The organism is Mesorhizobium sp. ArgA1 (genome assembly GCF_053714375.1).
In genome coordinates, this window is the sequence record NZ_JBSKBQ010000002.1 from 136,801 (window position 1) to 159,162 (window position 22,362).

20 protein-coding genes are annotated in these 22,362 nt (G+C 58.9%); 5 read left to right on the forward strand and 15 right to left on the reverse strand.

The window, feature by feature from the left end:
* Nucleotides 1-352: 352 nt before the first annotated feature.
* Both ACWGTI_RS07970 and ACWGTI_RS07975 read left to right on the forward strand, forming a co-directional pair.
* Nucleotides 353-1,633, forward strand: a complete 1,281-nt coding sequence (locus ACWGTI_RS07970) for an O-antigen ligase family protein (RefSeq protein WP_454586598.1) — start codon at nt 353-355, stop codon at nt 1,631-1,633.
* Nucleotides 1,630-2,565, forward strand: coding sequence for an NAD-dependent epimerase/dehydratase family protein (locus ACWGTI_RS07975; RefSeq protein ID WP_454586599.1), 936 nt, complete (start codon nt 1,630-1,632; stop codon nt 2,563-2,565). Before ACWGTI_RS07970 ends, ACWGTI_RS07975 begins: the two co-directional genes overlap by 4 nt.
* Here ACWGTI_RS07975 and ACWGTI_RS07980 read toward each other — a convergent pair.
* The 3 genes from ACWGTI_RS07980 to ACWGTI_RS07990 all read right to left on the reverse strand — a co-directional run bounded on the left by ACWGTI_RS07980 (nt 2,553) and on the right by ACWGTI_RS07990 (nt 6,169).
* Nucleotides 2,553-3,092: a sugar transferase gene (locus ACWGTI_RS07980; RefSeq protein ID WP_454586600.1), complete on the reverse strand. Its 540-nt coding sequence runs from the start codon at nt 3,090-3,092 to the stop codon at nt 2,553-2,555. The two genes, ACWGTI_RS07975 and ACWGTI_RS07980, sit on opposite strands and share 13 nt — an antisense overlap.
* Nucleotides 3,093-3,109: 17 nt before the next feature.
* The gene (locus tag ACWGTI_RS07985; RefSeq protein ID WP_454586601.1) at nt 3,110-4,042 is read right to left on the reverse strand and encodes a glycosyltransferase family 2 protein; all 933 of its coding nucleotides are present in this window, start codon (nt 4,040-4,042) and stop codon (nt 3,110-3,112) included.
* 138 nt (nt 4,043-4,180) lie between these two features.
* Nucleotides 4,181-6,169 carry an SDR family NAD(P)-dependent oxidoreductase gene (locus tag ACWGTI_RS07990; protein ID WP_454586602.1) on the reverse strand — a complete coding sequence of 663 codons (1,989 nt, stop codon included), beginning with the start codon at nt 6,167-6,169 and terminating at the stop codon, nt 4,181-4,183.
* Nucleotides 6,170-6,562: 393 nt separating this feature from the next.
* Between ACWGTI_RS07990 and ACWGTI_RS07995 the strand changes: the two genes are divergently transcribed.
* Both ACWGTI_RS07995 and ACWGTI_RS08000 read left to right on the forward strand, forming a co-directional pair.
* Entirely contained in the window at nt 6,563-7,354 is a 792-nt protein-coding gene (locus ACWGTI_RS07995; RefSeq protein WP_454586603.1) for an ABC transporter permease, read from the forward strand.
* Nucleotides 7,355-7,361: 7 nt separating this feature from the next.
* Nucleotides 7,362-8,111 (forward strand): ABC transporter ATP-binding protein, encoded by a 750-nt coding sequence (locus ACWGTI_RS08000; RefSeq protein WP_454586604.1) that lies wholly within the window; start codon nt 7,362-7,364, stop codon nt 8,109-8,111.
* 76 nt (nt 8,112-8,187) lie between these two features.
* Here ACWGTI_RS08000 and ACWGTI_RS08005 read toward each other — a convergent pair whose 3' ends face one another.
* The 8 genes from ACWGTI_RS08005 to ACWGTI_RS08040 form a co-directional block, all read right to left on the reverse strand.
* The gene (locus ACWGTI_RS08005) at nt 8,188-8,973 is read right to left on the reverse strand and encodes a hypothetical protein (protein WP_454586605.1); all 786 of its coding nucleotides are present in this window, start codon (nt 8,971-8,973) and stop codon (nt 8,188-8,190) included.
* 14 nt (nt 8,974-8,987) lie between these two features.
* Complete coding sequence (locus ACWGTI_RS08010) at nt 8,988-10,586, reverse strand: rhamnan synthesis F family protein (protein ID WP_454586606.1); 1,599 nt, start codon at nt 10,584-10,586, stop codon at nt 8,988-8,990.
* Entirely contained in the window at nt 10,576-13,263 is a 2,688-nt protein-coding gene (locus tag ACWGTI_RS08015; RefSeq protein ID WP_454586607.1) for a glycoside hydrolase family 99-like domain-containing protein, read from the reverse strand. The genes ACWGTI_RS08010 and ACWGTI_RS08015 overlap by 11 nt, the downstream gene beginning before the upstream one ends.
* On the reverse strand, nt 13,260-14,231 hold the full coding sequence (rfbD, locus tag ACWGTI_RS08020; RefSeq protein WP_454586608.1) for a dTDP-4-dehydrorhamnose reductase: 972 nt from the start codon (nt 14,229-14,231) through the stop codon (nt 13,260-13,262). Before rfbD ends, ACWGTI_RS08015 begins: the two co-directional genes overlap by 4 nt.
* Nucleotides 14,228-15,322, reverse strand: a complete 1,095-nt coding sequence (gene rfbB, locus ACWGTI_RS08025) for a dTDP-glucose 4,6-dehydratase (RefSeq protein ID WP_454586609.1) — start codon at nt 15,320-15,322, stop codon at nt 14,228-14,230. Before rfbB ends, rfbD begins: the two co-directional genes overlap by 4 nt.
* A gap of 25 nt (nt 15,323-15,347) precedes the next feature.
* Nucleotides 15,348-15,899: a dTDP-4-dehydrorhamnose 3,5-epimerase gene (gene rfbC / locus ACWGTI_RS08030; protein WP_454586610.1), complete on the reverse strand. Its 552-nt coding sequence runs from the start codon at nt 15,897-15,899 to the stop codon at nt 15,348-15,350.
* 1 nt (nt 15,900) lies between these two features.
* Nucleotides 15,901-16,782 carry a glucose-1-phosphate thymidylyltransferase RfbA gene (gene rfbA / locus ACWGTI_RS08035; protein ID WP_454586611.1) on the reverse strand — a complete coding sequence of 294 codons (882 nt, stop codon included), beginning with the start codon at nt 16,780-16,782 and terminating at the stop codon, nt 15,901-15,903.
* A gap of 293 nt (nt 16,783-17,075) precedes the next feature.
* Nucleotides 17,076-17,669 carry a biotin transporter BioY gene (locus ACWGTI_RS08040; protein ID WP_454586612.1) on the reverse strand — a complete coding sequence of 198 codons (594 nt, stop codon included), beginning with the start codon at nt 17,667-17,669 and terminating at the stop codon, nt 17,076-17,078.
* A gap of 115 nt (nt 17,670-17,784) precedes the next feature.
* On the opposite strand from ACWGTI_RS08040, the gene ACWGTI_RS08045 reads away from it, so the two are divergent.
* A complete protein-coding gene (locus tag ACWGTI_RS08045) occupies nt 17,785-18,693 on the forward strand; it encodes an MBL fold metallo-hydrolase (RefSeq protein WP_454586613.1) in 909 nt (302 codons plus the stop codon).
* On the opposite strand, the gene ACWGTI_RS08050 is transcribed toward ACWGTI_RS08045, so the two are convergent.
* Genes ACWGTI_RS08050 through ACWGTI_RS08065 form a run of 4 tightly spaced genes read right to left on the reverse strand, consistent with a single transcriptional unit; the run spans nt 18,690 to nt 22,330 of the window.
* Nucleotides 18,690-19,610, reverse strand: a complete 921-nt coding sequence (locus ACWGTI_RS08050; RefSeq protein WP_454586614.1) for a phosphorylase family protein — start codon at nt 19,608-19,610, stop codon at nt 18,690-18,692. The two genes, ACWGTI_RS08045 and ACWGTI_RS08050, sit on opposite strands and share 4 nt — an antisense overlap.
* A gap of 14 nt (nt 19,611-19,624) precedes the next feature.
* Nucleotides 19,625-20,416, reverse strand: coding sequence for an ABC transporter permease (locus ACWGTI_RS08055; protein ID WP_454586615.1), 792 nt, complete (start codon nt 20,414-20,416; stop codon nt 19,625-19,627).
* Nucleotides 20,409-21,296, reverse strand: coding sequence for an ABC transporter permease (locus ACWGTI_RS08060; protein WP_454586616.1), 888 nt, complete (start codon nt 21,294-21,296; stop codon nt 20,409-20,411). The genes ACWGTI_RS08055 and ACWGTI_RS08060 overlap by 8 nt, the downstream gene beginning before the upstream one ends.
* The gene (locus ACWGTI_RS08065; protein WP_454586907.1) at nt 21,293-22,330 is read right to left on the reverse strand and encodes an ABC transporter ATP-binding protein; all 1,038 of its coding nucleotides are present in this window, start codon (nt 22,328-22,330) and stop codon (nt 21,293-21,295) included. The genes ACWGTI_RS08060 and ACWGTI_RS08065 overlap by 4 nt, the downstream gene beginning before the upstream one ends.
* Between the last annotated feature and the right edge of the window lie 32 nt (nt 22,331-22,362).

Below are 22,362 nucleotides of genomic sequence, written 5' to 3' on the forward strand. Positions count from 1 at the left end.
ATCGCTACCTGATATAACAACGCTGGAAAGGCCGGCGGCCAAGCCGTTTGGGAACGAATTTTCCAGGAAACGCCCGGAATCCGGAAATTCCTGCCCGGCAAATTGATTGCCTTCAAAGGTCGGGAAAAATATTGCCGGAACCCTGGGAAAACGGTCGGACCGGTGGATGCTTCCGCTATGCGATGCGGCCACGCCACCGATTTCGATCGCTGCAAGATCCTCGTCGCACTATCGAAAACCGGACCCAGCCGCTATACCGGCTCCTGAACCCGCGCGGGGCGGGATGCCGCAAAAGCCGCCGCCAAGCCACCGTCCGTCGCCAAGCGACCCCAGCGCATTGTGAACCAGAGCATTGACCCCGATTTCCACTATCAAGCAGCACCTCTCGCCGTCTCGGATCAACATCACCTTCTCCATTCTCTGCTTCCTTTGCCCGCCTGTGCTGGGGTCGGCGGTCAGCTTTGTGTTCAATGGCGGCGGCCTGTGGTCGGTGTTTCTGCTTGGGCTGAAAAGACGGCGTTTCAACATCGACCGGCCGATGGTCGCGATGACGGTGGCGATCTATGCCTATTGCGCAGCCTGCCTGCTCGCTTCCATCGTCAACAATTCGATCGCCAGGGATGCGCCGCATCTGGCGGGGCTGATCACCTTCCTGTTTTTCCCCGTCTCATACGCGACCTGGAGCATTACCGAGAAAACCACGCTGGCGCGCATCGTCGTGCTGGCGAGTGCTGCAGCCTGTTTTAGCGCCCTGCTGCTGGGAACCGTGCAATATTACTGGCTGGGCATGCGGGCCGAAGGCGGCGCCGGCAATGCGATCGTGTTCGCGACCGTCGGCTGTCTCAGCACGATGATGTGCCTGGCGGGCGTCCTGTCGGGCATGGAAAAGCACAGGGTCCTGCTGGCCTGCGCGACACTGGCCGGTGCGATCGCCATCCTCTTTTCGGGGTCGCGGATCATCTGGCTGGCGATGCTGGTGGCCGGCATCGCCGTCCTGCTGATCAACCGTCGCAAGCTCAACAACAGAAACGCCATTCGCCTCTTGCTGATTGCGGGCACGACCGGCATCGTCATCGCTGTCGTCGGTTTCCCCATCATTTCCGAGCGCGCGGCTTTCCTGTTCAGCGACTGGGATGCGCTGGCCACGAAAGGCGACCACACCACGGCGCTCGGCTTGCGCGCAGCACTTTGGCAGATCGGCCTTAGCGCCTTCCACGACATGCCGATTTTCGGTCACGGCATTGCTGCGAGCCGTGACCTGATAAAGCAAGGCTTCCACGACCAGTTCAACATGCCGTCTACGGGCTTCAGCCATTTCCACAATGGCTTCCTGACCGCATTGGTGGAGGCCGGGTTGCTTGGCGCCATTACGCTGGCGGCTGTGTTCGTCGTTGCCGCGAGAAACGCCGCCATTGTGCTGCGCAACAGCACCGACGCGATTGAGCGGTTCGGCGCCACGATGATTGTCGTTACCGTGATCACCTATCTCATCGGGGGCTTGACCGGCATCCTGGTCGGCCATGATATCCTCGATTCGACATTGATGGTGTTCCTGGTGTCCGGGACCTACCTTGCTTCGGGCCGGCAACAGGCGCTGCCGGAACAGCGGACGCCAAAGGCAAGCCAGCCATGAAAGTGCTGGTCACAGGCGCGACGGGTTTCATCGGCAGGCAGGTCGTCAACCAGCTTGGCGAAGCCGGGTTCGAGGTGCGCATGGCCTCGCGTCACCCGGAACGGCTTGATCCCGCGAGCGATGAGGTCCTGTTGCCGAACGTCGGCGCGCCGGCCCAGGCATTCCAGGCGCTGATGCTAGACATCACCCATGTCGTCCACTGTGCGGCGCTCAACAATGACCGCAAGGCAAGCGAGGCCGATTTTATGGCCGTCAACGCGACACTGACCGCCCAGCTGGCGCACGCCGCGGCCCGGCGGGCAAGCGGGCGTTTCATCTATCTCTCATCGATCCGGGCGGTGGCCGGTCCTGCTTTCAGCGGCACCATCGACGAGGCGACACCCCCTGCCCCGCAATGCGCCTACGGGCGCTCCAAGCGCGAAGGCGAGATCAGGATGCTGGAAGCCTATGCATCGAGGCCCGCCGATGCGACGGCGCTGCGGCTGCCGCCGGTCTATGGCGAAGGCATGAAGGGAAACCTGCGTGGGATGATGCGGCTCGCAGGCACTACACTGCCAGTGCCCGCTGGCCTTCTAACGGCAGTTCGTTCGCTGATGTCCCGTGACGCATTAGCCGGCGCCGTGGTGCATCTTTTGACCCGTCCCAAGCAGCCGCGACCGACCTATGTCCTGGGCGATGCTTCTCCGGTCGCGATGTCCGAAGTCATCACCGCATTCCGCCACGGGTTCGACATTCCGGCCCGCCCTCGCCTCATGTCGCCTCGACCGTTCCGGTTGTTGGCCACGCTGCTTGGCAGACGAGCGTCGTACGAAGCGTTAATGGCGACACAGATCTGCGACCCGTCACCGCTGGTCTCGGAAGGCTGGATGCCGGAAACCGACACGCTCGGCCGACTTGAGGAACTCGCGCGAAAGGCCCATCAGGCCCGGTAGATTGTGCCGAACAGGATTTTGACGTCGAGGCCCACCGACGCCATCCTGAGATATTCGGCATCGGTTTCGGCGCAGAGTTCTGGGTCGGACATATCGATACCTTTCATCTGCGCAAGCCCGGTAATGCCCGGAACCGCCGCAAGCACGCCCAATTGCCTGCGGCGTTCGATCAATTCCGTTTGCGTGGGCAGGCATGGACGCGGCCCGACCAGGCTCATCTCGCCCTTCAGCACATTCCACAGCTGCGGCAGCTCGTCGATCTTGAATTTTCGCAGCACTTTGCCTGCGGCAGTGATGGAGTTTGCCGGCGCCTGATGCGAAGGCAGAGACGGTGTTCCCACAACCATCGTTCGCAGCTTGCGGCAGCGAAACAGCACGCCATTCTGTCCGATCCGGGTTTGCGAAAATAATGCGGGTCCAGGTGACGACAGCCTGATCGCCAGCATGGCAAGCAGGATGACGGGCGAGGTCAGCGGCAAGAGAACCGCCGCCACGACGAGGTCGAAAACTCGCTTGGGTCCCCTCATGGCCGTCCCTGCATGCTCTAGATCCGCCGCCAGATGAAGGCCAAATAGAGCCCAAGCGTACCAGCCAGCGTCTGCCGGTAGACGCCGCTTTTTCTGAGAAGACGCAGGCGTCGCAAGACACCGCCCTTGCGCGCCCTGATGAACAGGCCGAGACAGGCGGCAGCATCCCTGCTGAGGATGTCGCGATTGACCGCCAGACCGCTCAGATTGTGATCGGTCCAGACGGCGAACTCACCCTTGAACAGGCGCCCCAGCCGCGACAGCCGCGCCCTCCACGACACGTTGGCGCCGACCAGGTTTGCCTCATGCTGGCGGTAGCGCACCAGCGGCCGAGGGTCATAGCTAACTATGCCGCCGGCGGCGGTGACGATCAGATAGGTCCACCAGTCATGGCTGACGAACTCGGTCCTTGCCGATGCCTTTGCCAGCAACATTCGCGCAGTGCGGTTGATCATCATGGTGTTGCCGCCGGCAATGCTTTGCACGAGCGCGTTGCGAAACGAGGGCGGCTTCAGGAACAGCGGCGAATGCCCTTGCGCTGCTCCGGTTTCGGATATGGTCGCGGTCCTCGAGCAAAACAGCAGCGGCGTTCCGGCATCGTGGCCCTGCATCCAGGCGATAGCGCTCTCCAGCCTGTCCGGCTCCCAGATGTCGTCCTGGTCGCAGAAGGCGTAGTAGTCGGCATCGATGCGTGGATCGATGATCATAGAGCGGAAGTTGGCGGCAAAGCCCTGGCGAGGACCGTTCACAAGGGTTAGCTGCCCCTTGGACCAGCGGCTCTGCCAGGCGCCGATGATGGCAGCGGTGCCGTCCGTCGAACCGTCGTCGGAGATCCAGAGGTCAATATGGGGATGCGATTGCGCAAGCAGCGATGCGAGCTGCTCGTCAAGGAAGGCCGCGCCATCTTTCGTGCCCAGCAGCACGGCCACACGCTGATCTTGTCTGCTCACTGGTTCAGAATCATCTGCAAACGCCTGGGACCGGCCATCGGATTGGTTTCAATAGCCAATCCCGGTCGATCAGGACAGCTTGTTTGTTGTACGCAATTCCGGACGGAAAAACCGCTTCACACTTTTCCTGGAATTGCTTTAACCCGCTTGTCCGACCGTTTTCGCAATGGTTTCCCGGTGCGTGTCGGCTGGAGGCTGTTCGGCCTGATGAAGCCCGGCCATGACGGCGAGCGCTGCGGCCTTGTCCTGGTCGCGCATTGCCGCCTGCAGCGATGTCAGCGCAACCTGGACCTTGGACCATCCCACGACATCGGTTCGCAGGCCGAAGATCTTGGGGATGTCGAGTGCGACGATCTCTTCATCGCCGCCATGCAGCACCTCGTGAAGCTTCTCGCCCGGCCTGATCCCGGTGAAGCGGATCGGAATGTCGGTGTAGGGGCTTTTGCCGGCCATGCGGATCATGGTTTCGGCGACTTCGAGGATCGGCACCGGCTTGCCCATGTCGAGCATGTAGATGGCGTAATCGTCCTTGCTCTGGCGCCGCTCGGCGTCGGCCGCCGACATGATGACGAGATCGACGGCTTCGGCCACCGTCATGAAATAACGGGTCATGCGGCGATCGGTGATGGTGACCGGACCGCCCGCCTCGATCTGCGCCTGGAAGATGGTGGCGACCGAGCCGTTGGAGCCGAAGACATTGCCGAACCGCACGGCGATGAACTTGGTGCCGGAACGACGGCCATTGGGTTCGATGGCGTGCGTCTCGTGCAGTGAAGAGACGATCTGCTCGGCGGCGCGTTTTGTCATGCCGAGCACCGAGGTCGGATCGACCGCCTTGTCGCTGGAAATCAGCAGGAACTGCGGCACGCCGCATTTGGCGGCAACCTCGGCGCAGACAAGGGTACCCAAAATGTTGGTCTGGATCGCCGATTCCCAGTTTTCCTCGAGCAGCGGCACATGTTTGAGCGCGGCAGCGTGGAAGATGATGTCGGGCTTGAAATCGCTGACCACGCGGGTGATCTGGCGCCGGTCGGTGACATCGACGATGCGGCTCTTGAGCCGAGCATGATCCTTTTCCTCGACCTGCTGGTCCAGCTGGAAAATCCCGAACTCCGAGATATCGGCGACCAGAACCGCCTCGGCGCCAAGTTCCAGCGACCGCTTGACCAGGATGCGACCGATCGAGCCGGCGCCGCCGGTGACCAGGACGCGCTTGCCGCCGACAAAGCCGCCGATCCGCTCAATATCGGAAGGAACCGTGGAACGGCGCAGGATGGTTTCCATTTCGACAGCGTCGAGAACCAGCTTCCCGCCCTGCCCGAGTTCCGAGACGCCGGAGAACTGGACGACGGCGATGCCGCTGTGACGGGCGACACGGACCAACTCCGAATACTCCTCGATCTCGCGTTCGGTGCCATTGCCGAAAATCAGCATGTCGAGGCTTTTGGTGCCTCTTGCATATTCTTCCAGGACCTCGACCAGGCGGGGCCGCACGGCCACCACCGGGACGCCCTGGATCTGCCTGCCCAGCGGCGCGCCGTTCTCGATGGCCATGATGCCGGCGATGGAATATTCGGCCGGCTCTGCCGCGCGCGTGAACCGGATTATGACGTCTGCTTCGCCGAGCCTGCCCACGAACAGCGCCTGCTTGATCGCCACATTGCTCGCATTGCGGCTCAGGATTCGCCAGCTCGCGCCGTCACGCAGGAACCGGTAGTAAAGCCGCGGCGCCGATATGATGGTGAAGGAGACGAGGAAAAAGACGATGAACTGGCGCTCGTTGAGGCCGGTCACCGGCTGAAACGATCGAACCGCCAGCGAGACGACATAGAGCGTGACGGTCAGGATCGCGCAGCTCTTCAGAATGTTGAAGAAGTCCGGCGTGGAGGCGAAACGCCAAACGGTGTTGTAGAGGCCGCAATAGCGAAACAAGATATGGCTGAGAAGAACAATGCTCACCCAGCACGCCAGGCCCGGCCAGGAGAGCGCATCGAATGAAAGTCTCGACTGCGAAAGCCCGAGACTCAGCGCCACCGCAACCAGGACCATGACCAGGTCCTGGATCATTATAATGGCGCGCCGCATCTTCGGCCGAAGTCCGGATACGACTTGTACATAGGATGTCATTGGGTAGTACTGAACTCCAGGCGCGGGTATATCAATACCAGACAGGCGCCGGATGGAACATCATCCGTCACCACTCCAGATTGCAAATCCCAAGTCCCTTGCCCAGCTATCGCAATAGCGCGGAGTCGGGGGTATCGCCAGATGTTTTTGACGAATATGTGATCAAAGGTGAATGCGGCTGTTCCGGACCAATCGCAATTGGCTGAACTGCGGCCTTTCAGGACAATTGTACAGGTCCAAAAGACATTGCTAATGGTTGGTCTCAAGATATTGCTGGGCTTCACTAAGCCGCAATCAGTTGCCATACGCTCGTCGCAATGGCTATGAAATGTCCCTCGCCTCATGTGGCCATCGGACATACGAAGCGACCAGGAACGGATTGCGATACCAACAATGATTTTGGCATTGAACGGCGCCCTCGACGATATCAGCAAGGCTATGAGGCTGCATCGGGTCTGGATCAACCTTGCCCATGAGGACATCGGCGACCAGCACAGGCGCACGACGCTCGGGCCGCTTTGGCTTCTGGTCAACTACGTCGCTTTCGTGGGCACGTTCGTTTTCGTATTCCAGCCAGCCGGCAAGGATGCCGCAGGGTATTCGGCCTATGTCGCTATCAGCCTTATGGTCTGGTCTTACCTCATGGAAGTAATCCCCTTGAGCGTATCGCTTTTCAAGCGCGAGGAGAGCTTCATCGAAGGTACGACGCTGCCGTTGTTTGTGTATGTGATGCGGATGACGGTGCAGTCCGCGATTCGCGCGGGCTATGCGATTGCAGGTTGTGTCGTCATTCTACTCCTGAGCGGCTCGTGGCCCATGCCATCGTGGTTGTGGTCACTCGCTGGTCTGCTCCTAGTGCTGTTGGCCACTCCTGCCATTATTACGGTCTTCGCTTTTACCGGCGCGTTCTTTCCTGACAGCGAGTTCATTGTCGGCAACATGATGCGGGTCGGCATGTTCTTCACACCTGTTTTCTGGGTATACAATGGACAGGCCGGCATCCAGAAATATGCATATCACTGGAACCCGTTCACGTATTTCCTGGAAGTGGTTCGTGTCCCGATCCTCAGCGGCGAACTGCCGATCCGCGCTTTTGCCGTTACCGGCATCATATCATTGGCGGTGTGGGCAATTGCATTGCTGCTCCTTGGCCGATACCGCAGGCAAGTTGTATTTCTGATCTGAGTTTTCGATGGTTTCTATCAAGCTGGATAATGTCAGTCTGGTCTACAGGCTACGCGAAAAGCTGACGCTTTCCGCGCCGGATAACCGTTTGAGCGCAACAGGCGGTAGGATTGAGAGCTCTGGCAGGAAGCAGTTTGTGCAAGCGCTTGACGGCATCAGTCTCGAACTGAAGGCGGGTGATCGGCTGGGTCTCGTCGGCCCGAATGGTGCCGGCAAGACAACTCTCCTGAAGGTGCTCTACGGGATATACGAACCTTCCGGAGGAAGCATTGCCATCGACGGCAAAGTTGACGCCTTGTTCAACATCAACATTGGCTTTCGCCGCGAGGCCACAGGTCGCAGGAACATTGTCCTGCGTGGACTGATCAACGGATGGACGGAAGCCGAGATCGAGGAAAAGATGGAGGGTATCATTGCCTTTAGCGAGCTCGGCGACTTCATCGACGTGCCGTTCAAGGCATACAGCCAGGGCATGGCCGCGCGGCTTGCCTTTTCGATGGCCACTGCGCTCGATCCAGAGATTCTCCTTATGGATGAATGGATCGGAGCGGGCGATGCCTCTTTCCAGAACAAGGCCAAAAGACGCATGGACGAACTTGCGGAAAAGGCGGGCATCATTGTTTTGGCCAGCCACAATGAGAGCCTGATAGAAAGCGTATGTACAAAAAAACTGACACTCAAAGGCGGTCGAACGGAATCTCTTACCACGAAGCCGGATGCTCGAACTGACAAGACGGTTCTGTCACCACCATCGTGATTTGGATATCTTGCCCATGAAACTCAGCAACAAGCCGCCGTTTTCTGGTCCTGGCTGCGGCGTCCGTCGGAACAGGTCAATGTCCTGCCCTGATCCGCGCAACCTCGTAAAGCGCGCAATCATAGCCGATCCAGTCGCCTAAGGTTTTCCGCCACGTTTCGCGATCGAACTTTCGATCGTATTCCTGCACATTGGCATAAGGAAGCCGCAGATCCGCATCGGTCATAAGCACCTTCTTTAAGCCCGCCACGACCCCAACCGTGTCTTCGTGAACTCCGACGAAATCGAACTGAGCCATTGATCTAATCGCGGTCACAAGGTCTTCGTGATCGAACCTGCGGTCCGTATATCCCGGGAGAAAATACCTTGATTGACCATTGTCTAGCAGACGGACGCGATCGACCGACGTGTCGTCCTGTTTCATCAGAAAATTGTAGACATGGTTGGGATCGTTGAGATCGACATCAACCAGTGCGTCGCTGATCTTTAGAATATGTGGAGGAGTATCCTTCCTAAGGTCAAGATTTGTCCCTAAAAGACGTAGCCAGTGAAGATGTGACCGAGTTTGCGATATCGGCTCCCGCAATACTGTAATGTATCTAAATGGCTTATCGTTCGCAGCTTGCTTGAACAACTGGAAATGTAGATGTCCAGATAAGCATTCGTAGTCTTCACTTATCCGCCTTTTCCAATCTATATCCACCTCTATGTGGTCAACAAAACGGCTTCCAAAATGCTCTCTAAGCATATGATTGACCGCCGAGCCGGCGGTCTTACCTATATGCATGTAAAAAAATCTAAGGTGCTTTCGATTTACACTCAATAACCTCTTAGCGAACGAGGTCAGACTCGCAACTTCCATCCCCTGTATCCACCCTACAAAACCGGAACACCATTTTTCTCCGTCTCTGTATCGTGAATTTCCCGGCCCTTCAACGCAACACTGGTTGCACGGTAACCTACGCTCCGCACCATCGCGCAAAACACCCGCTCAATGGCATGCGCCAAGGTACCGTCCTGCTTTCCGGATTCCGGTTCAAACCTCAACATCTCCTCATCAATCGCCTGCAGCGGGCGGAGAGCATCAGGACGAAACCAAAACATCGAGCCAGCGAAAAAACCAAGTTCCGGCTCGTCCTCCGCTTCAAGTAAACCCATCCCCAAAAGCAAGTGACGTACAAGGTTGCGGTCTGCGCCCCAATATTTAAGGTCTGTGAGGTAGTAAGCGTGAGGTCCAACAATTCCGACCTCGCCCGACTTCAGGAGCTCAATTGCCCTAAGGACAGTCAGAGAATCACCCGCCAAGCTACGGAAGAGAATACCGCGCCATAGGTTGCCCTGGTCGCTGTATGTGCTCTTCTTCGAATGCACCTTGAGGACGGCTGCATATCCGTCCAGTTCCCCAGAGCGATAGAGCGCAACAAACGGCCCGATGTCACGCCCTCTGTTTTCTGTAACATATACCGAGACGCTAGCGCCCAGCTTGGAAAATTCATTCACAATCGGAACGACATCGGCTTCAAATGGTGTCGTAACAAATATATCGGTCGGCAATATTATATTTTCAATATACTTCTTTATTTCTTCTATCGTTTCTATGTAATATAAATGGATGACCACCGCTGTTGAGACGCCCTTTCGGCGCGGCAATTTCCATCGAACTTTTTTCATCACCGGAAGCGGCGAAACGTCTTTGCCCCTCAAAGTGACCAGATTGTCGGGTCCGATCTGGTAGTGCCCCCTCGCTCGCTCTACCATCTGCTCAACCTGCTTCATCCTCTCTTCGCTTACGACTTCGCGTATCGCTTGAAGATCGATCCCGTGCGGGTTGTCCCGCAAGACTTCCATCTTCACGAACCCAAGCTGTCGCGCGATCGCGCCCGCAGCAACGTGCGTCCAATTTTTGTCGGCCCGGGAGGCAGGGTTGAAAAGCGTCGCGACGCGAGCATGATTTCTTACCAATTCAACCGATAGCCCGATTTCATACTTGAAGATCATATCCATCTTGCTATTCAGAGGATTAATATCTTCAATAAAACTTTGAAACCATTTTGATTTTAATACACTTTTCCCAAATATCATCAAATAAGACTGCATGTGCCAGCCGAACTGCAGCGAGCTTGTCGCCCCAACAGCGTCATATGAGCCGCACATAGATAGCATCTCATGGAGGGCCGAACCAAACGCATCCTCATTCAAGAGGATGATGCTGGAATTTACCAGAGCTATTCGATCAATTCGTTCGCAACTAAGAAGTTTATTCAATCCAACCTTATAGCTATAAAAGTCATAACCAATATTTGGTCTTCTTACAACTTCAACTCCAGGTATTTCTTTCACTACTCCAATTTCGCTTGTAGTTACAACTATTACTCTACAAAACTCCGTCCTGAGGCAGGCAATAAGTTCGACAAAATTATCTTCAAATCTGCCATTGGGATCAAAGTGCGCTACAATTGCCGCGTTAATGGACATTTCTACGCCCTAGTCTCATGGAGACAATATAGGCAAACTTCGCAACCTTATGTATTTTTGGCCATTTTCGAAGTTCAAAAGCAGTTTTCTGGGCGAACGCACTAGGAGCATGATATGATGCTAGTTCGGCTTCCGGATCTAAACCGAAAGGCGATTCTCCGCCTGCGGATGCTTGCTTCAGTGCTTTAAAAAGCAATGATCGGGCGCCATCGATCTCGCTCTCACCTTCCGCGCCCTTGATACGGAATGAGGTCTTCAGGGTTTCTTCCAGATATGAGAGCCCATGTTTTTGATCAGGCTCCAGGTAGCACCCCTCTCCCCACTCGTTCCATGCGTTGATGAAAATAAGCCTTCCTGCCTCATCAGGCGATTCCGTACGGACGTATGCCCGCAAATACCTAAGCCAGGCGCCGTACAGATATGGGCTGGAATTCACAACGATCGTCGGCGTATTCTGTCGTCGCGGCGTGTTATCCCAAGACGGCATGATGCCGCGAAAGAGCTTGAAGCTCGGTACCTCGCGAAGCGCACTCTGCGAGACGACCTTTTGGTAGTCGACAATTCCCCCGGCAAAATCAGAGTTCGTTATCCGAGGAAGCACATCAGGTCGACTCTGAGGTCCGTTAAACTTGTGCGGAGGGAATTCCACCAAAGCGTCGGCGCCGACCTCGTTTGGGTTTGAAATGTCGTAGAAGTCCACAACGGCAATATATAGACCGGGGAAACCCTGTTGCTCCGCTCGCTTCCTCCAGATCTCAAACCACTCGCTGGGATTCGGTATCGCTTTGGCGCGATAGACCAGCAGCAATGGCTTGCCTGAAATTCTGATGTAGCGCTCATCGGACAAAGCATCGGCAATCGAGTCAAAAAATGCTTGCGCATCCCCTTCAGCATATTCCTGGGCCAGCAAGACGCTTTTGGTATCTCCGTCCCAAGTCCTCGTCCAATTTTCGTTGGCCCAACATAGACAGAATTTTATATCAACGTCCGATTCCAATAAATTTTGAACCGGATTCTCCAATATTCTCCGGCCGCTGAACCAGTAGTGATAAAAACAAAACCCGCCTATACCATATAATTTCGCAAGCTCGGCCTGCTCTCGTATCACATTTATATTTTCTAAATCGTAATACCCCAGCTCGCGCGGGATATTAGGCTGTACATGCCCGTCAAAGTTTGGTTTCGCTCTAGATACATTGGTCCACTCAGTGAATCCTGGCCCCCACCATTCTGAATTTTCAGGGATGCGATGAAACTGCGGCAGATAAAATGCTATTAACTTGGAATTGTCCGCTTCAATCTCGGCCAATCTTGAGGTGCCTTCGTCGAGGTTGGCCGACAACGCTTCAAAAGACGGGGCACTCATCCCTACCCAATTGGTTCCGTCAGATATTCCTCGTGCCATGGCCGGACTTTCAGTCGCATCGCTTGACTTTCTCTTTTTGAGAATGCTGCTGGCAGACGCAAGCGCAGCTGCACCGCGCCTCAAGCCTCTCAACGGCCGAGTCAGGCGCCAAGAACTACTGGCATAGACGGCGTCGAGAACATCACGTAGGCGCTTCTCTTCAGAGCGGGCATGATCGCGGTCGGAGAGCAACAAGCTGTAGCTTGCATGTGCAGCCGAGTGCTGCGTCTCAAGAGCTTGAAGTTCCTCGGCCACGCCTGCGGCGTCGGCTTTCGCGCGGGCCGCTTCGGCCTCGCTATCCCTAATGTTTTCTTGCGCATGGGCGATTTGATCGGCAAGCTCCCGCAGTTGTGCCGAATGTTGGCTGACTGCTTTCCGATTTTCCGCAATCTCCCGCTCGATTGTCACCAACTGAAGGGACCATGGATTTCTGGCCTCGTTGGCGACGGGGGCGGATACGCCATCCACGGTCAGGATGTCTGGCACAACGACAGCGCTCCGACCGGCCACAAAACGGGGGCCGAGCACGTTTTCCAAGGGCGGCCGTTTGGTTATGACGCAGAGCGAGTTCAGGAATTCGATGGAATGGATGGACGCCAGCGTAGTCTCATCGAATGCAATTCCGTAGCGGCTGGCGAAGGCCATAAGGGCATCGGTTCGACTATGCTCCAGTCCCCAATGCTCGTGGTTGACCAGGTCAAGCAGTCGCTTGAAGAACGACATCGAGGACAGCGGATCGTAGAGGCCGCCTTCGAAGTCCTGCCAGTAGCTCGTATGCAGATCTTCAACGACAAATACCCCACCGTCGGCAAGATGAGGAAAATATCGCGAGAAGGTTTGCACGACATCCGAAGATTTGTGTGAGCCATCGTCGATGACGATCTCGAATGCCCCGGATTTTTCAAGGATATGGCGTTGCGTTTCATCGGCGTTGGCATCGCCGACCACAACGCTGATCCGCTTGTCATCGAAATTCAGTAGACCGCAGGCCTCATTGATATCACAGCCGATGATAACCTCTGCGCGGGGAAAATATTTGCCCCATATCTCAAGTGAGCCGCCATTCTGGATGCCAATTTCGAGGATCCGGACCGGTTGATTTCGATATTTCGAAAACATCCGATCATACTCGTCGAGATAAATCGACCACTTGTCCGAGACTTTGCCGTCATGGGCACCGTAGAGCTGGCGAAGCAATTGTTCACCGGCATCCGTCGTTTCCACGGTCTTTTGCGGACCGCTGCTCTTGGGCGAGCGTGTTGGCTTTTTCATTGTTGCAGACTGTCCTTGACCGACGTCAGACCACTAGGAGCGGGCTCTGGAAACAAATCCGTGGCGCCATCTCGTAGTCGAAGTCCCAAACTCCCTTCCGCCAGGCAGCAGATCACAATTTGGGCAGAAACGTGCCACTCCGGCACGGCCCACCCGAACATGGCTGAGAACCTCGCCGTCGACAGGCGCGAATTGGCCGGACGTCTTGCCTTGGCCGGATAGTCGCTGGTGGCGATGTCGCGCACCCGCGCGGTAGGCCCGCCGTGCCGCGCGCTGGTGTCGAGAATATGACGGGCAAAGCCGCTCCAGTTGGTCTCGCCGGTGCCGGCCAGATGATAAATGCCGTAGCCGCCAAAGTCACCGCGCAACATCGCCGCCGCATGCAGGATCGCATCGGCAATATCAAGCGCCGAAGTCGGATTTCCCCACTGATCGGCAACCACGGCGATCTCGTCACGATCGCCGGCCAGGCGCAGCATGGTCTTGACGAAATTCTTGCCGAACGGGCTGTAGACCCAGGCGGTGCGCAGGATCAGATGGCGTGGATTGGCGGCTGCCACCGCCAGCTCGCCCGCGAGCTTGGAGGCGCCGTAGACGCCGAGCGGCGCGGTGGCGTCGGTCTCGAAATAGGCGCCGTCCTTCGAACCGTCGAAGACGTAATCGGTCGACAGATGGATGACAGGGATGCCGAGCCGAGCCGCCGCCTCGGCGACCTTGCCGGCGCCGACGGCGTTCACCGCGAAAGCGAGATCGGGCTCGTCCTCGGCCTGGTCGACGGCAGTGTAGGCAGCGGCCGACACCACGATATCCGGCCGCGCTGCCGCGAGCGCGTCGAACACGGTGTCGGGCCGCGCCAGATCGAGCGTCGGCCGGCCGACGGCGATGACCTCGATGCCGTCGCGCGCCTTCCCGGCCTCCAGCAGGCTGGCGGCGACCTGACCGTCGCGTCCGGTGACAACCAGCCTCACGCCGCGCCCTTCCTGCCTTCAACCTGGGCCCGGGACTGGACTTGGCCAAGCCGCTCGCCGGCATAGCGCTGCTCGCGGATCGGCCCCCACCACCATTTGTTGTCGAGGAACCAGTCGACCGTCCTTGCAAGACCGCTGTCGAAACTCTCAGCCGGCGCCCAGCCAAGGTCCCGGCCGATTTTGGAGGCATCGATGGCATAGCGGCGGTCGTGACCGGGGCGATCGGTGACGAAGCTTATCAAATCACGGTAGCTCCTGCCGCCCCTGCGCGGACGCCTGAGGTCGAGCAGGTCGCAGATCGTCTCGACGACGCCCAAGTTAGTGCGTTCGGAATTGCCGCCGACATTGTAGCTCTCACCCGGCTGACCCTTGGTGGCGACCAGTTCCAGGGCGCGGGCATGATCCTCGACGAACAGCCAGTCGCGCACATTGGCGCCGGCGCCGTAGACCGGCAGCGGCTTTTCATCGAGTGCGTTGAGGATCACCAGCGGGATCAGCTTTTCGGGAAAGTGATAGGGCCCATAATTGTTCGAGCAGTTGGAGAGCACGACCGGCAGGCCGTACGTCTCGTGCCAGGCCCGCACCAAATGGTCGGAAGCCGCCTTCGAGGCGGAATAGGGCGAGGACGGCGCGTAAGGCGTTTCCTCGACGAACATGCCGCCGTCGAAGGGCAGATCTCCGAACACCTCGTCGGTCGAGACATGGTGGAAGCGGAAGCGGGCTTTCCTGTCCTCACCCAGGCCGCGCCAATATTCGAGCGTCGAATTCAGCACCTTGTAGGTGCCGACGATGTTGGTCTCGATGAAGGCGCCGGGTCCGTCGATCGAGCGGTCGACATGGCTTTCGGCGGCGAGATTCATGACGACGTCGATCTCGTCGCGGTGGAGGATGTCGAGGACCGCCCGCTCGTCACAGATGTCGGCCTGCGCAAATTTGTAGTTGTGCGCATTCTCGATCGTGCGCAGCGAGGCGAGGTTGCCGGCATAAGTGAGCTTGTCGAGATTGGTCACATGATAAGCCGGATTGGCGCACAAATGCCGGCACACCGCCGAGCCGATGAAGCCGGCACCGCCTGTCACCAGAAAATTCATGGCGCTCTCCTCACATCGTCGCGCGTCATGCGAACACCTCGGCCGTGGCAAGCGTCGGCGCCTCGAGGTCCTTGGCCGAGAGCTCGAAGGCGCCGGCTGGCGACGGCCAATCGATGCCGATGTCGGGATCGTCGAAACGGATCGATCGGTCGTGCGCCGGCGAATAGGTGTCGGTGACCTTATACAGAACCTCGGTGTCCGGCACGAGCGTGACGAAGCCGTGCGCGAAACCCTTCGGCACCAGAATCTGGTTGCCTTTCTCGGCCGATATTTCGAGCGCGACCCATTTTCCGAAGGTTTTCGAGCTGCGGCGAATGTCGACCGCGACGTCCAGGATCTTGCCTATGATCACACGCAGCAACTTGTCCTGCGCGCGTGGGGGCAGCTGATAGTGAAGCCCCCGCACGACGCCCGCGGCGGCCGAATAGGAGTGATTGTCCTGGACGAACGCCAAGTCTATGCCGGCCTCGGCAAAGCGCTCGGCATTCCAGGTTTCGATGAAATAGCCGCGCGCATCGCCGTGCCGCGTCGGCACGATCTCCAGCACGCCGTCGAGTCCGAGCTGCCTGACGTCCACTCTAATTCTCCGTCAGCTCGGTGACACGCCGGCGCAGATAGGCGGCGTATTCGTTCTTGCCCAGGCGCGTGGCGCGCTCAAGCACCTTGTCGGCGGACAGCCACCCCTGCTCGAAGGCGATTTCTTCAGGACAGGCGACCTTGATGCCCTGGCGGTGCTCGATGGTGCGCACGAAGGATGAGGCTTCATGCAGGCTGTCATGCGTGCCGGTGTCGAGCCAGGCATAGCCACGGCCGAGCTGATGCACATGCAGCTGCCCGCGCTCGAGGTAGACGTTGTTGACCGCCGTGATCTCGAGCTCGCCGCGCGCCGAGGGCTTGATCGTCGAAGCAATGTCGACGACCTCATTGTCGTAGAAATAGAGGCCAGTGACCGCCCAGTTGGACTTCGGCTTCTCAGGCTTTTCCTCGATCGTCAAAGCGGTGCCGCTGAGCCTATCGAACGACACCACGCCATAGCGCTCCGGATCCTCGACATGGTAGGCGAACACCGACGCGCCGCTTTCCCGCTGCGCGGCAGCGCGGCAGAGCTGCGACAGGCCCTCGCCGAAATAGATGTTGTCGCCGAGGATCATCGACACATTGTCCTTGCCGATGAAGTCGCGGCCGATGATGAAGGCCTCGGCAAGTCCGTTGGGCTGCGGCTGTTCGGCATAGGACAATTCGAGCCCGAACTCCGAACCGTCACCCAGCAACTCCCGAAAGATCGGCAAGTCGCGTGGTGTCGAAATGACCAGAATCTCTCTGATCCCCGCGAGCATCAAGACGCTCAACGGATAAAAAATCATCGGCTTGTCGTATATCGGCAGAATTTGCTTAGAGATCGCTAATGTCAGGGGATAAAGGCGCGTCCCGCTGCCTCCTGCAAGGATGATACCTTTCAACAAGCTCTCCTTGAATTGCCAGGCCCCCGCCCGAAATCAAGTTGACCGTGCTTAGGTTTCGTGCGGAGGCTTGTCAATTCAAACTCGGCCGTGGATTAGCACCGAGTTGACCTGCATCTGCCGCCTCGCGGCAATTTTGACCGACTGGCCACAAGCTATTGACTGACCGGCCACAGGCTGACGATGCAATGGGCGCGGCGATTTGGCAAACCGGCTTCACGCCATCCTGGTGGACGCGTGACAACAAAAAGCCGGCGAGTCATGGACCCGCCGGCTCGTTCTGTTGTCCAGTTTCAGGGCTGCTTCGGCAGCAGCGACCAGAGCGCCGGCACCAGGCTGGCGGCGAGCGCCACCTTGATCAGGTCGCCGAGGATGAACGGCAGGACACCGAACTGCCACGACTTTTCCACGCCGATGATTGTGGCCAGCCAGGCAAAGCCCATGGCCATCATGACGATCTCGGCGACCAGCATGGCGTTGAACAGCTTGATCGGGTGGCGGTCCCAGCCGCGATCGGCGGCCCAGCCGACAATGGCCGCCATGACGACGAAGCCGGCGAGATAACCACCGGTTGCGCCGAGCATGTAGGCGATGCCGATGCCCTTTTCAGGCGTGCTCTGGAAGACCGGGAAGCCCATGGCGCCTTCGGCCATGTAGAGAAGCAGGGTAGCAACGCCAAGCCGCAGGCCAAATGCGGTCGCGATCAGCAGAACGGCCAGCGTCTGCATCGAGATGTCGACCGGCCCGAGCACGACTTTCGTCTTGGCCGACAGGGTCAAAAGCAGCGTTCCGGCGATCGCCAGCAAAAGCTGCGTTGCCAGGCGCAGCGCACCCTCCTGAGGTAAAGCGAGAGAAACAAGCGGACGCATCGTCGTTGCAAGTGCCATGGTCTTCCCCAATCCGGATTGCCGCAGATGGCGGCCTCGCTTTTTCCTATATTGGCTTCCGTGCTATGCGGCAATCGCTTTTGCCGTCCCTTGACCGGAGCTCAACGACACCGCCATGGCGCTCAAATTCGACACCAGCTTCGATCCGGCCTACGGCCAGGGGGTCATCGTTGCGCCGGACGTGCAGCGCGTCACCGCCAAAAATCCCAGCCCGTTCACCTTTCACGGCACCAACAGCTACGTCATCGGCCGCGGTACGCTGGCGGTCATCGACCCGGGCCCTGAGGACGATGCGCATTTCCAGACGCTGCTCTCGGTGATCGCAAACCGGCCGGTCAGCCACATTTTCGTCAGCCACACGCATCGCGACCATTCTCCGCTGGCCGCCCGGCTGAAGGAGCACACCGGTGCTGCAGTGCTGGCCGAAGGCCCGCATCGCCCGGCGCGGGCGCTCCGGATCGGCGAGATCAATCCGCTCGACGCCAGCGCCGACACGGCTTTCGCGCCTGATATCGCGCTGCCCGACGACGGGCTGATCGAGGGCGACGGCTGGGCGATCCGAACCGTGCTGACGCCGGGCCACACCGCCAATCACGCGGCATTTGCGCTGGAAGGCACTAGTATCCTGTTTTCGGCCGACCATGTGATGGCGTGGGCGACCTCGATCGTGGCGCCGCCGGATGGCGCGATGGCCGACTACATGGCCTCGCTCGACAAACTGATCGCGCGCGGCGACCGCCTGCTGCTGCCTGGCCATGGCGGGCCGGTAAGCGCGCCGCGCGCTTTCATGCGCGGGCTCAAAACCCACCGCAAGATGCGCGAACGGGCGATCCTCGAGCGGATCCGCGGCGGCGACCGGACGATCCCGGACATGGTCAGGGCGATCTACAGGGACACCGACCCGCGCCTGCATGGCGCCGCCGCCCTGTCGGTGCTTGCCCATCTCGAAGATCTGGTGGCGCGCGGCCTGGTCAGCACCGAAGGTGATGCCGCCATCGACGGCGTTTATGTGCTGGTTGGCTAAAACCGGCTGGAACGTTCTTCCGGTTGAGCCGACTTCAAACCGTGGCAAGAGCATTCGGGATTAGCCGGAAGTCGTGCCGCGGTCTCCAGCGCAACCCGCGAGGCTGTCATTGAGAGGCTTGGCAACACGTCGTCCTGCAGCAATTTCTGGCGATTGCGGTCCATATAGTCGTTGAAACCTGCCGTCACGAACGCAAGAGGCACGAAGCACGCGCCGATCTCGCGCGACAAGGTAGCCTCGGGGGCGATCGAATGGTTGAGCACATCCGCCCCTAGGTTTCGAAACGCCAAGGCTTCCGCCGGGGTGGTCAGCCGCGGCCCGTAACAGTGGCCAGCGACCAACTGCTGCTCGATGCCATGAACGCGGCATTCGGCTGGCCAATGACGGCGGGCGGTTTCGACCAGAGCCGCCGCACATCTTGGACACACGATCTGCTTGCCCGAGCAGTCGAAGCTCTGGCGGCCGGGAAGCAGTGAAAACGGGGTCTGCGTCAGTTCGATGATATCGGCGTTCACCACCATGTCGCCGGGCTTGATCGCCTTGTTGACGGCGCCAATGGTCGAGCAGGAAAGGACTTGCCGTACTCCCGCTTTCATCAAGACCCAGAACGCCCGGCGATGGCAGGAATGGTCGATATGGTCGCGGGGATTGCCGTGCGAATACATGCACAAGGCACGTTTCGGTTTACCTTCGACGGTAATCGACGCATCGAACTCGAGCAGCTTCCAGTTGTCGCTGCAACCGAAAGGCGTTTCAAAACTCATGTCGCGCCGCAAGGTCCGAACGCCATCGACTGCGACGTCTTCCGGAAAGGCGAGACCCCAATTCGCCGATCCGGTGATGATCGCCAACCCCACTTGGGGTATGTCCGTTGAATGATCCGCCAGATCGTCGGCTGCGTGATGATTGTTGGGCATGTTTCCAGTCTCTGTCAGGATTTTTGGCGAAGGCTCACGATCAGGACGGCGACCAGGACGATGACGGTCCACAAGGTCGAAATCGCCGCAATGGTCGGGTCGATCTGATCGCGCAGCGACAGGAACATAAGCTTCGGCAGCGTGCTGTTTTGACCGCTGGCGATGAAGATCGAAATGACAGACTCGTCAAGCGAGGTCAGGAAGGCCATCAGCGTGGCCGACAACAGACTGATCTGAAGTTGCGGGACAATTATTCCGCCAATGGCTCTCGCCCAGTTTGCGCCGAGGCTGCGCGCCGCCTGGACCTGGTTCCAGTCAAAGCGGACCAGAGCGGGCAACAAAACAATGCAGGCGACCGGGATGGCCAGCACCACATGTCCGACCAGGACGCCGAACAGCGTTCCGACCAGACGTTGCGCCGCCAGAACAAAGAAGAGACCGATCGCGAGCAGGATGCCCGGCACAATGGACGGGGTGAGCAGAATGCCTTGAATGGCTACGGCGGCCTTTCCGCCAAGCCTGTTCATCGAGATGCAGGCCAGCAGCCCCAGGGGCACTGCGATCATCGCCGTCAATGTCCCAAGGATCAGGCTCGTCCTGAGCGCGGCCATCCATGTAGCCGAACCAAAGAAAGTCTCGTACCAGCGCAATGAGTATGCGCTCGGTGGGAACTCGAGAAGATTGGACGCCGAAAAGGAGAGCGGGACGACGACCAGCGTCGGCAGCATCAGGAACACCATTACGAGCGCGCAAAAGCTCCACAGGAGGATGCGGGCCAGCCTGTTGTCTGGATAGGCTTCAAGCATGGGCTGTACCGACTTTGCGCCGGGCAATCAGCCGCCGTGCAGCCAGGAACATCACCCCCATCAACGCCATCAAAATGAGGAGCAGAATACCCAGGACGCTCGCCGACCCCCAATCCTGAAATGTCGACAGCGTGCGCTCGATCCTGATGGAGAGAGGATTTACCTTGCCCCCGCCAAGCACCGCCGGCGTGATGAAGAACCCTATCGTGTAGATGAAGACGATGATCGAACCCGAGAAGATGCCGCCGGCCGAAAGCGGCAGAATGACGGTGCGGATCGTTTGCCCGAGAGTGGCGCCCATGCTCGCCGACGCGCGGACGAGGTTTGCGTCGATATCGCGCATCGCCGCATAAACGGGCAGCAGAAAGAGCGGCAGCATGTAGTGAACCATGCCGACGAGCGTTCCCGTGAAGTTGTAGACCAGCGGCAATGGCTCGGCTGTCAGGCCTGAACCGGTCAAAGCCGCGTTGATCAGGCCATCGCGCCGCAAGAGCACGAGCCAGCCATAGGTGCGCACCAGTATGGAGGTCCACAACGGCAGCATGACGAAGGCCATCAGCAAATTGGCCACCCTTGGTCTGGCGCTGGCCAAGGCGAGCGCCAGGGGGGTACCGAGAAGAATGCAGATCGCCAGCGTGCCGAGGGACAGCTCAAGGGTCGTGACGAGCGCCGACCATGTCAGTCCGCTCGACAGCACCTTCTCGTAGTTGCCGACGGTGTATTCGCCCCCTGTGGTCAGGAAGGATTGCCGGATGATCCAAACGATGGGCAGTATCGCCGCCAGCCCAACGATGAAAAGCGCAGGCAGTGAAAGCGAGAGGAAGAACCGCCGCTCGCGTCGAGCGTCTGCCGCGAGCGCAGGATCGGCGATGACGGTCACGCTACCGCTCCTGGTATGGCGTGAACTTTCGCTGCTGGTGCATAGGCGGTCACCCGCTGACCGGTGGCAAGTTCGGCGCAGCCAGTGGCCAGCGCCGCCGGAATGCAGACAAGGATCTCTTGCCCGCCGTCAAGCGCCAGCGTCAATAGCCAGTTCTCGCCACGAAACGCCTTGGCGCGCAGCCTTCCCTCAAGCGCCACCCCGTCTCGCCCGACGAGCTTCGCATCAAGATGGAAGCTTTCCGCGCGGATCATCAGAGCTTCGCGTGACGCATCGGCGCCGTCTATTCTGCGCACCGCGCCTGGGGCCACAATGTTGGCCTCACCCATGAACTCCGCGACGAAGCGGGTCGATGGACGATCATAGATCTGCTGTGGCGTGTCGATCTGCTGAATGCGGCCGGAGTTCATCACCGCAACCCGGTCTGACATGATCAGTGCTTCGCGCTGGTCATGCGTCACATAGATCGTGGTGATCCCCAGATCGTCGTGCAGACGACGGATCTCGTACTGCATGGTTTCGCGCAGATTCTTGTCGAGCGCCGACAACGGCTCGTCCATCAGCATCACGCGCGGCTCGAAGACGATCGCCCGCGCCAACGCCACCCGCTGGCGCTGGCCGCCGGACAGTGCGGCAATGTTGCGCTCCGACAGACCTTCCAGCTTCACGCGGGCCAATGTGTCGAGCGCCCGCTGGCGCGCCTCCGCTTTCGGCGTCTTGCGCAGCACCAGCGGATACTCGACATTTGCCAGAACGTTCATGTGGGGAAACAGGGCGTAGTTCTGGAACACTATCCCGATGTCGCGCTTGTTGGGGGCCAGGCGGGTGATGTCCCGATCACCCAACAAGAGCCTACCGGAATCGGGCCGGACAAAACCGGCCAGAGCCATGAGCAACGTGGTCTTGCCCGATCCGGACGGCCCCAGCAGTGTAAGGAATTCGCCAGCCTGAATGTCGAGCGAAACATCGTCCAGCGCGACGTAGGATCCATAGGTCTTGCGCACGCTGTCGATGGTGATCGGGAGCGACTTCATCATGTGCTGCAACCCTGGAGCTGACGAGTTCG

Bases quoted from the DNA above. Each gene is read 5' to 3' on its own strand.
- ACWGTI_RS07975 (WP_454586599.1), top strand. From the start codon at position 1,630: ATGAAAGTGCTGGTCACAGGCGCGACGGGTTTCATCGGCAGGCAGGTC.
- ACWGTI_RS07980 (WP_454586600.1), bottom strand. From the start codon at position 3,092: ATGAGGGGACCCAAGCGAGTTTTCGACCTCGTCGTGGCGGCGGTTCTC.
- ACWGTI_RS07990 (WP_454586602.1), bottom strand. From the start codon at position 6,169: ATGACATCCTATGTACAAGTCGTATCCGGACTTCGGCCGAAGATGCGG.
- ACWGTI_RS07995 (WP_454586603.1), top strand. From the start codon at position 6,563: ATGATTTTGGCATTGAACGGCGCCCTCGACGATATCAGCAAGGCTATG.
- ACWGTI_RS08000 (WP_454586604.1), top strand. From the start codon at position 7,362: ATGGTTTCTATCAAGCTGGATAATGTCAGTCTGGTCTACAGGCTACGC.
- ACWGTI_RS08005 (WP_454586605.1), bottom strand. From the start codon at position 8,973: ATGGAAGTTGCGAGTCTGACCTCGTTCGCTAAGAGGTTATTGAGTGTA.
- ACWGTI_RS08010 (WP_454586606.1), bottom strand. From the start codon at position 10,586: ATGTCCATTAACGCGGCAATTGTAGCGCACTTTGATCCCAATGGCAGA.
- ACWGTI_RS08015 (WP_454586607.1), bottom strand. From the start codon at position 13,263: ATGAAAAAGCCAACACGCTCGCCCAAGAGCAGCGGTCCGCAAAAGACC.
- rfbB (WP_454586609.1), bottom strand. From the start codon at position 15,322: ATGAATTTTCTGGTGACAGGCGGTGCCGGCTTCATCGGCTCGGCGGTG.
- ACWGTI_RS08040 (WP_454586612.1), bottom strand. From the start codon at position 17,669: ATGGCACTTGCAACGACGATGCGTCCGCTTGTTTCTCTCGCTTTACCT.
- ACWGTI_RS08045 (WP_454586613.1), top strand. From the start codon at position 17,785: ATGGCGCTCAAATTCGACACCAGCTTCGATCCGGCCTACGGCCAGGGG.
- ACWGTI_RS08050 (WP_454586614.1), bottom strand. From the start codon at position 19,610: ATGCCCAACAATCATCACGCAGCCGACGATCTGGCGGATCATTCAACG.
- ACWGTI_RS08055 (WP_454586615.1), bottom strand. From the start codon at position 20,416: ATGCTTGAAGCCTATCCAGACAACAGGCTGGCCCGCATCCTCCTGTGG.
- ACWGTI_RS08065 (WP_454586907.1), bottom strand. From the start codon at position 22,330: ATGAAGTCGCTCCCGATCACCATCGACAGCGTGCGCAAGACCTATGGA.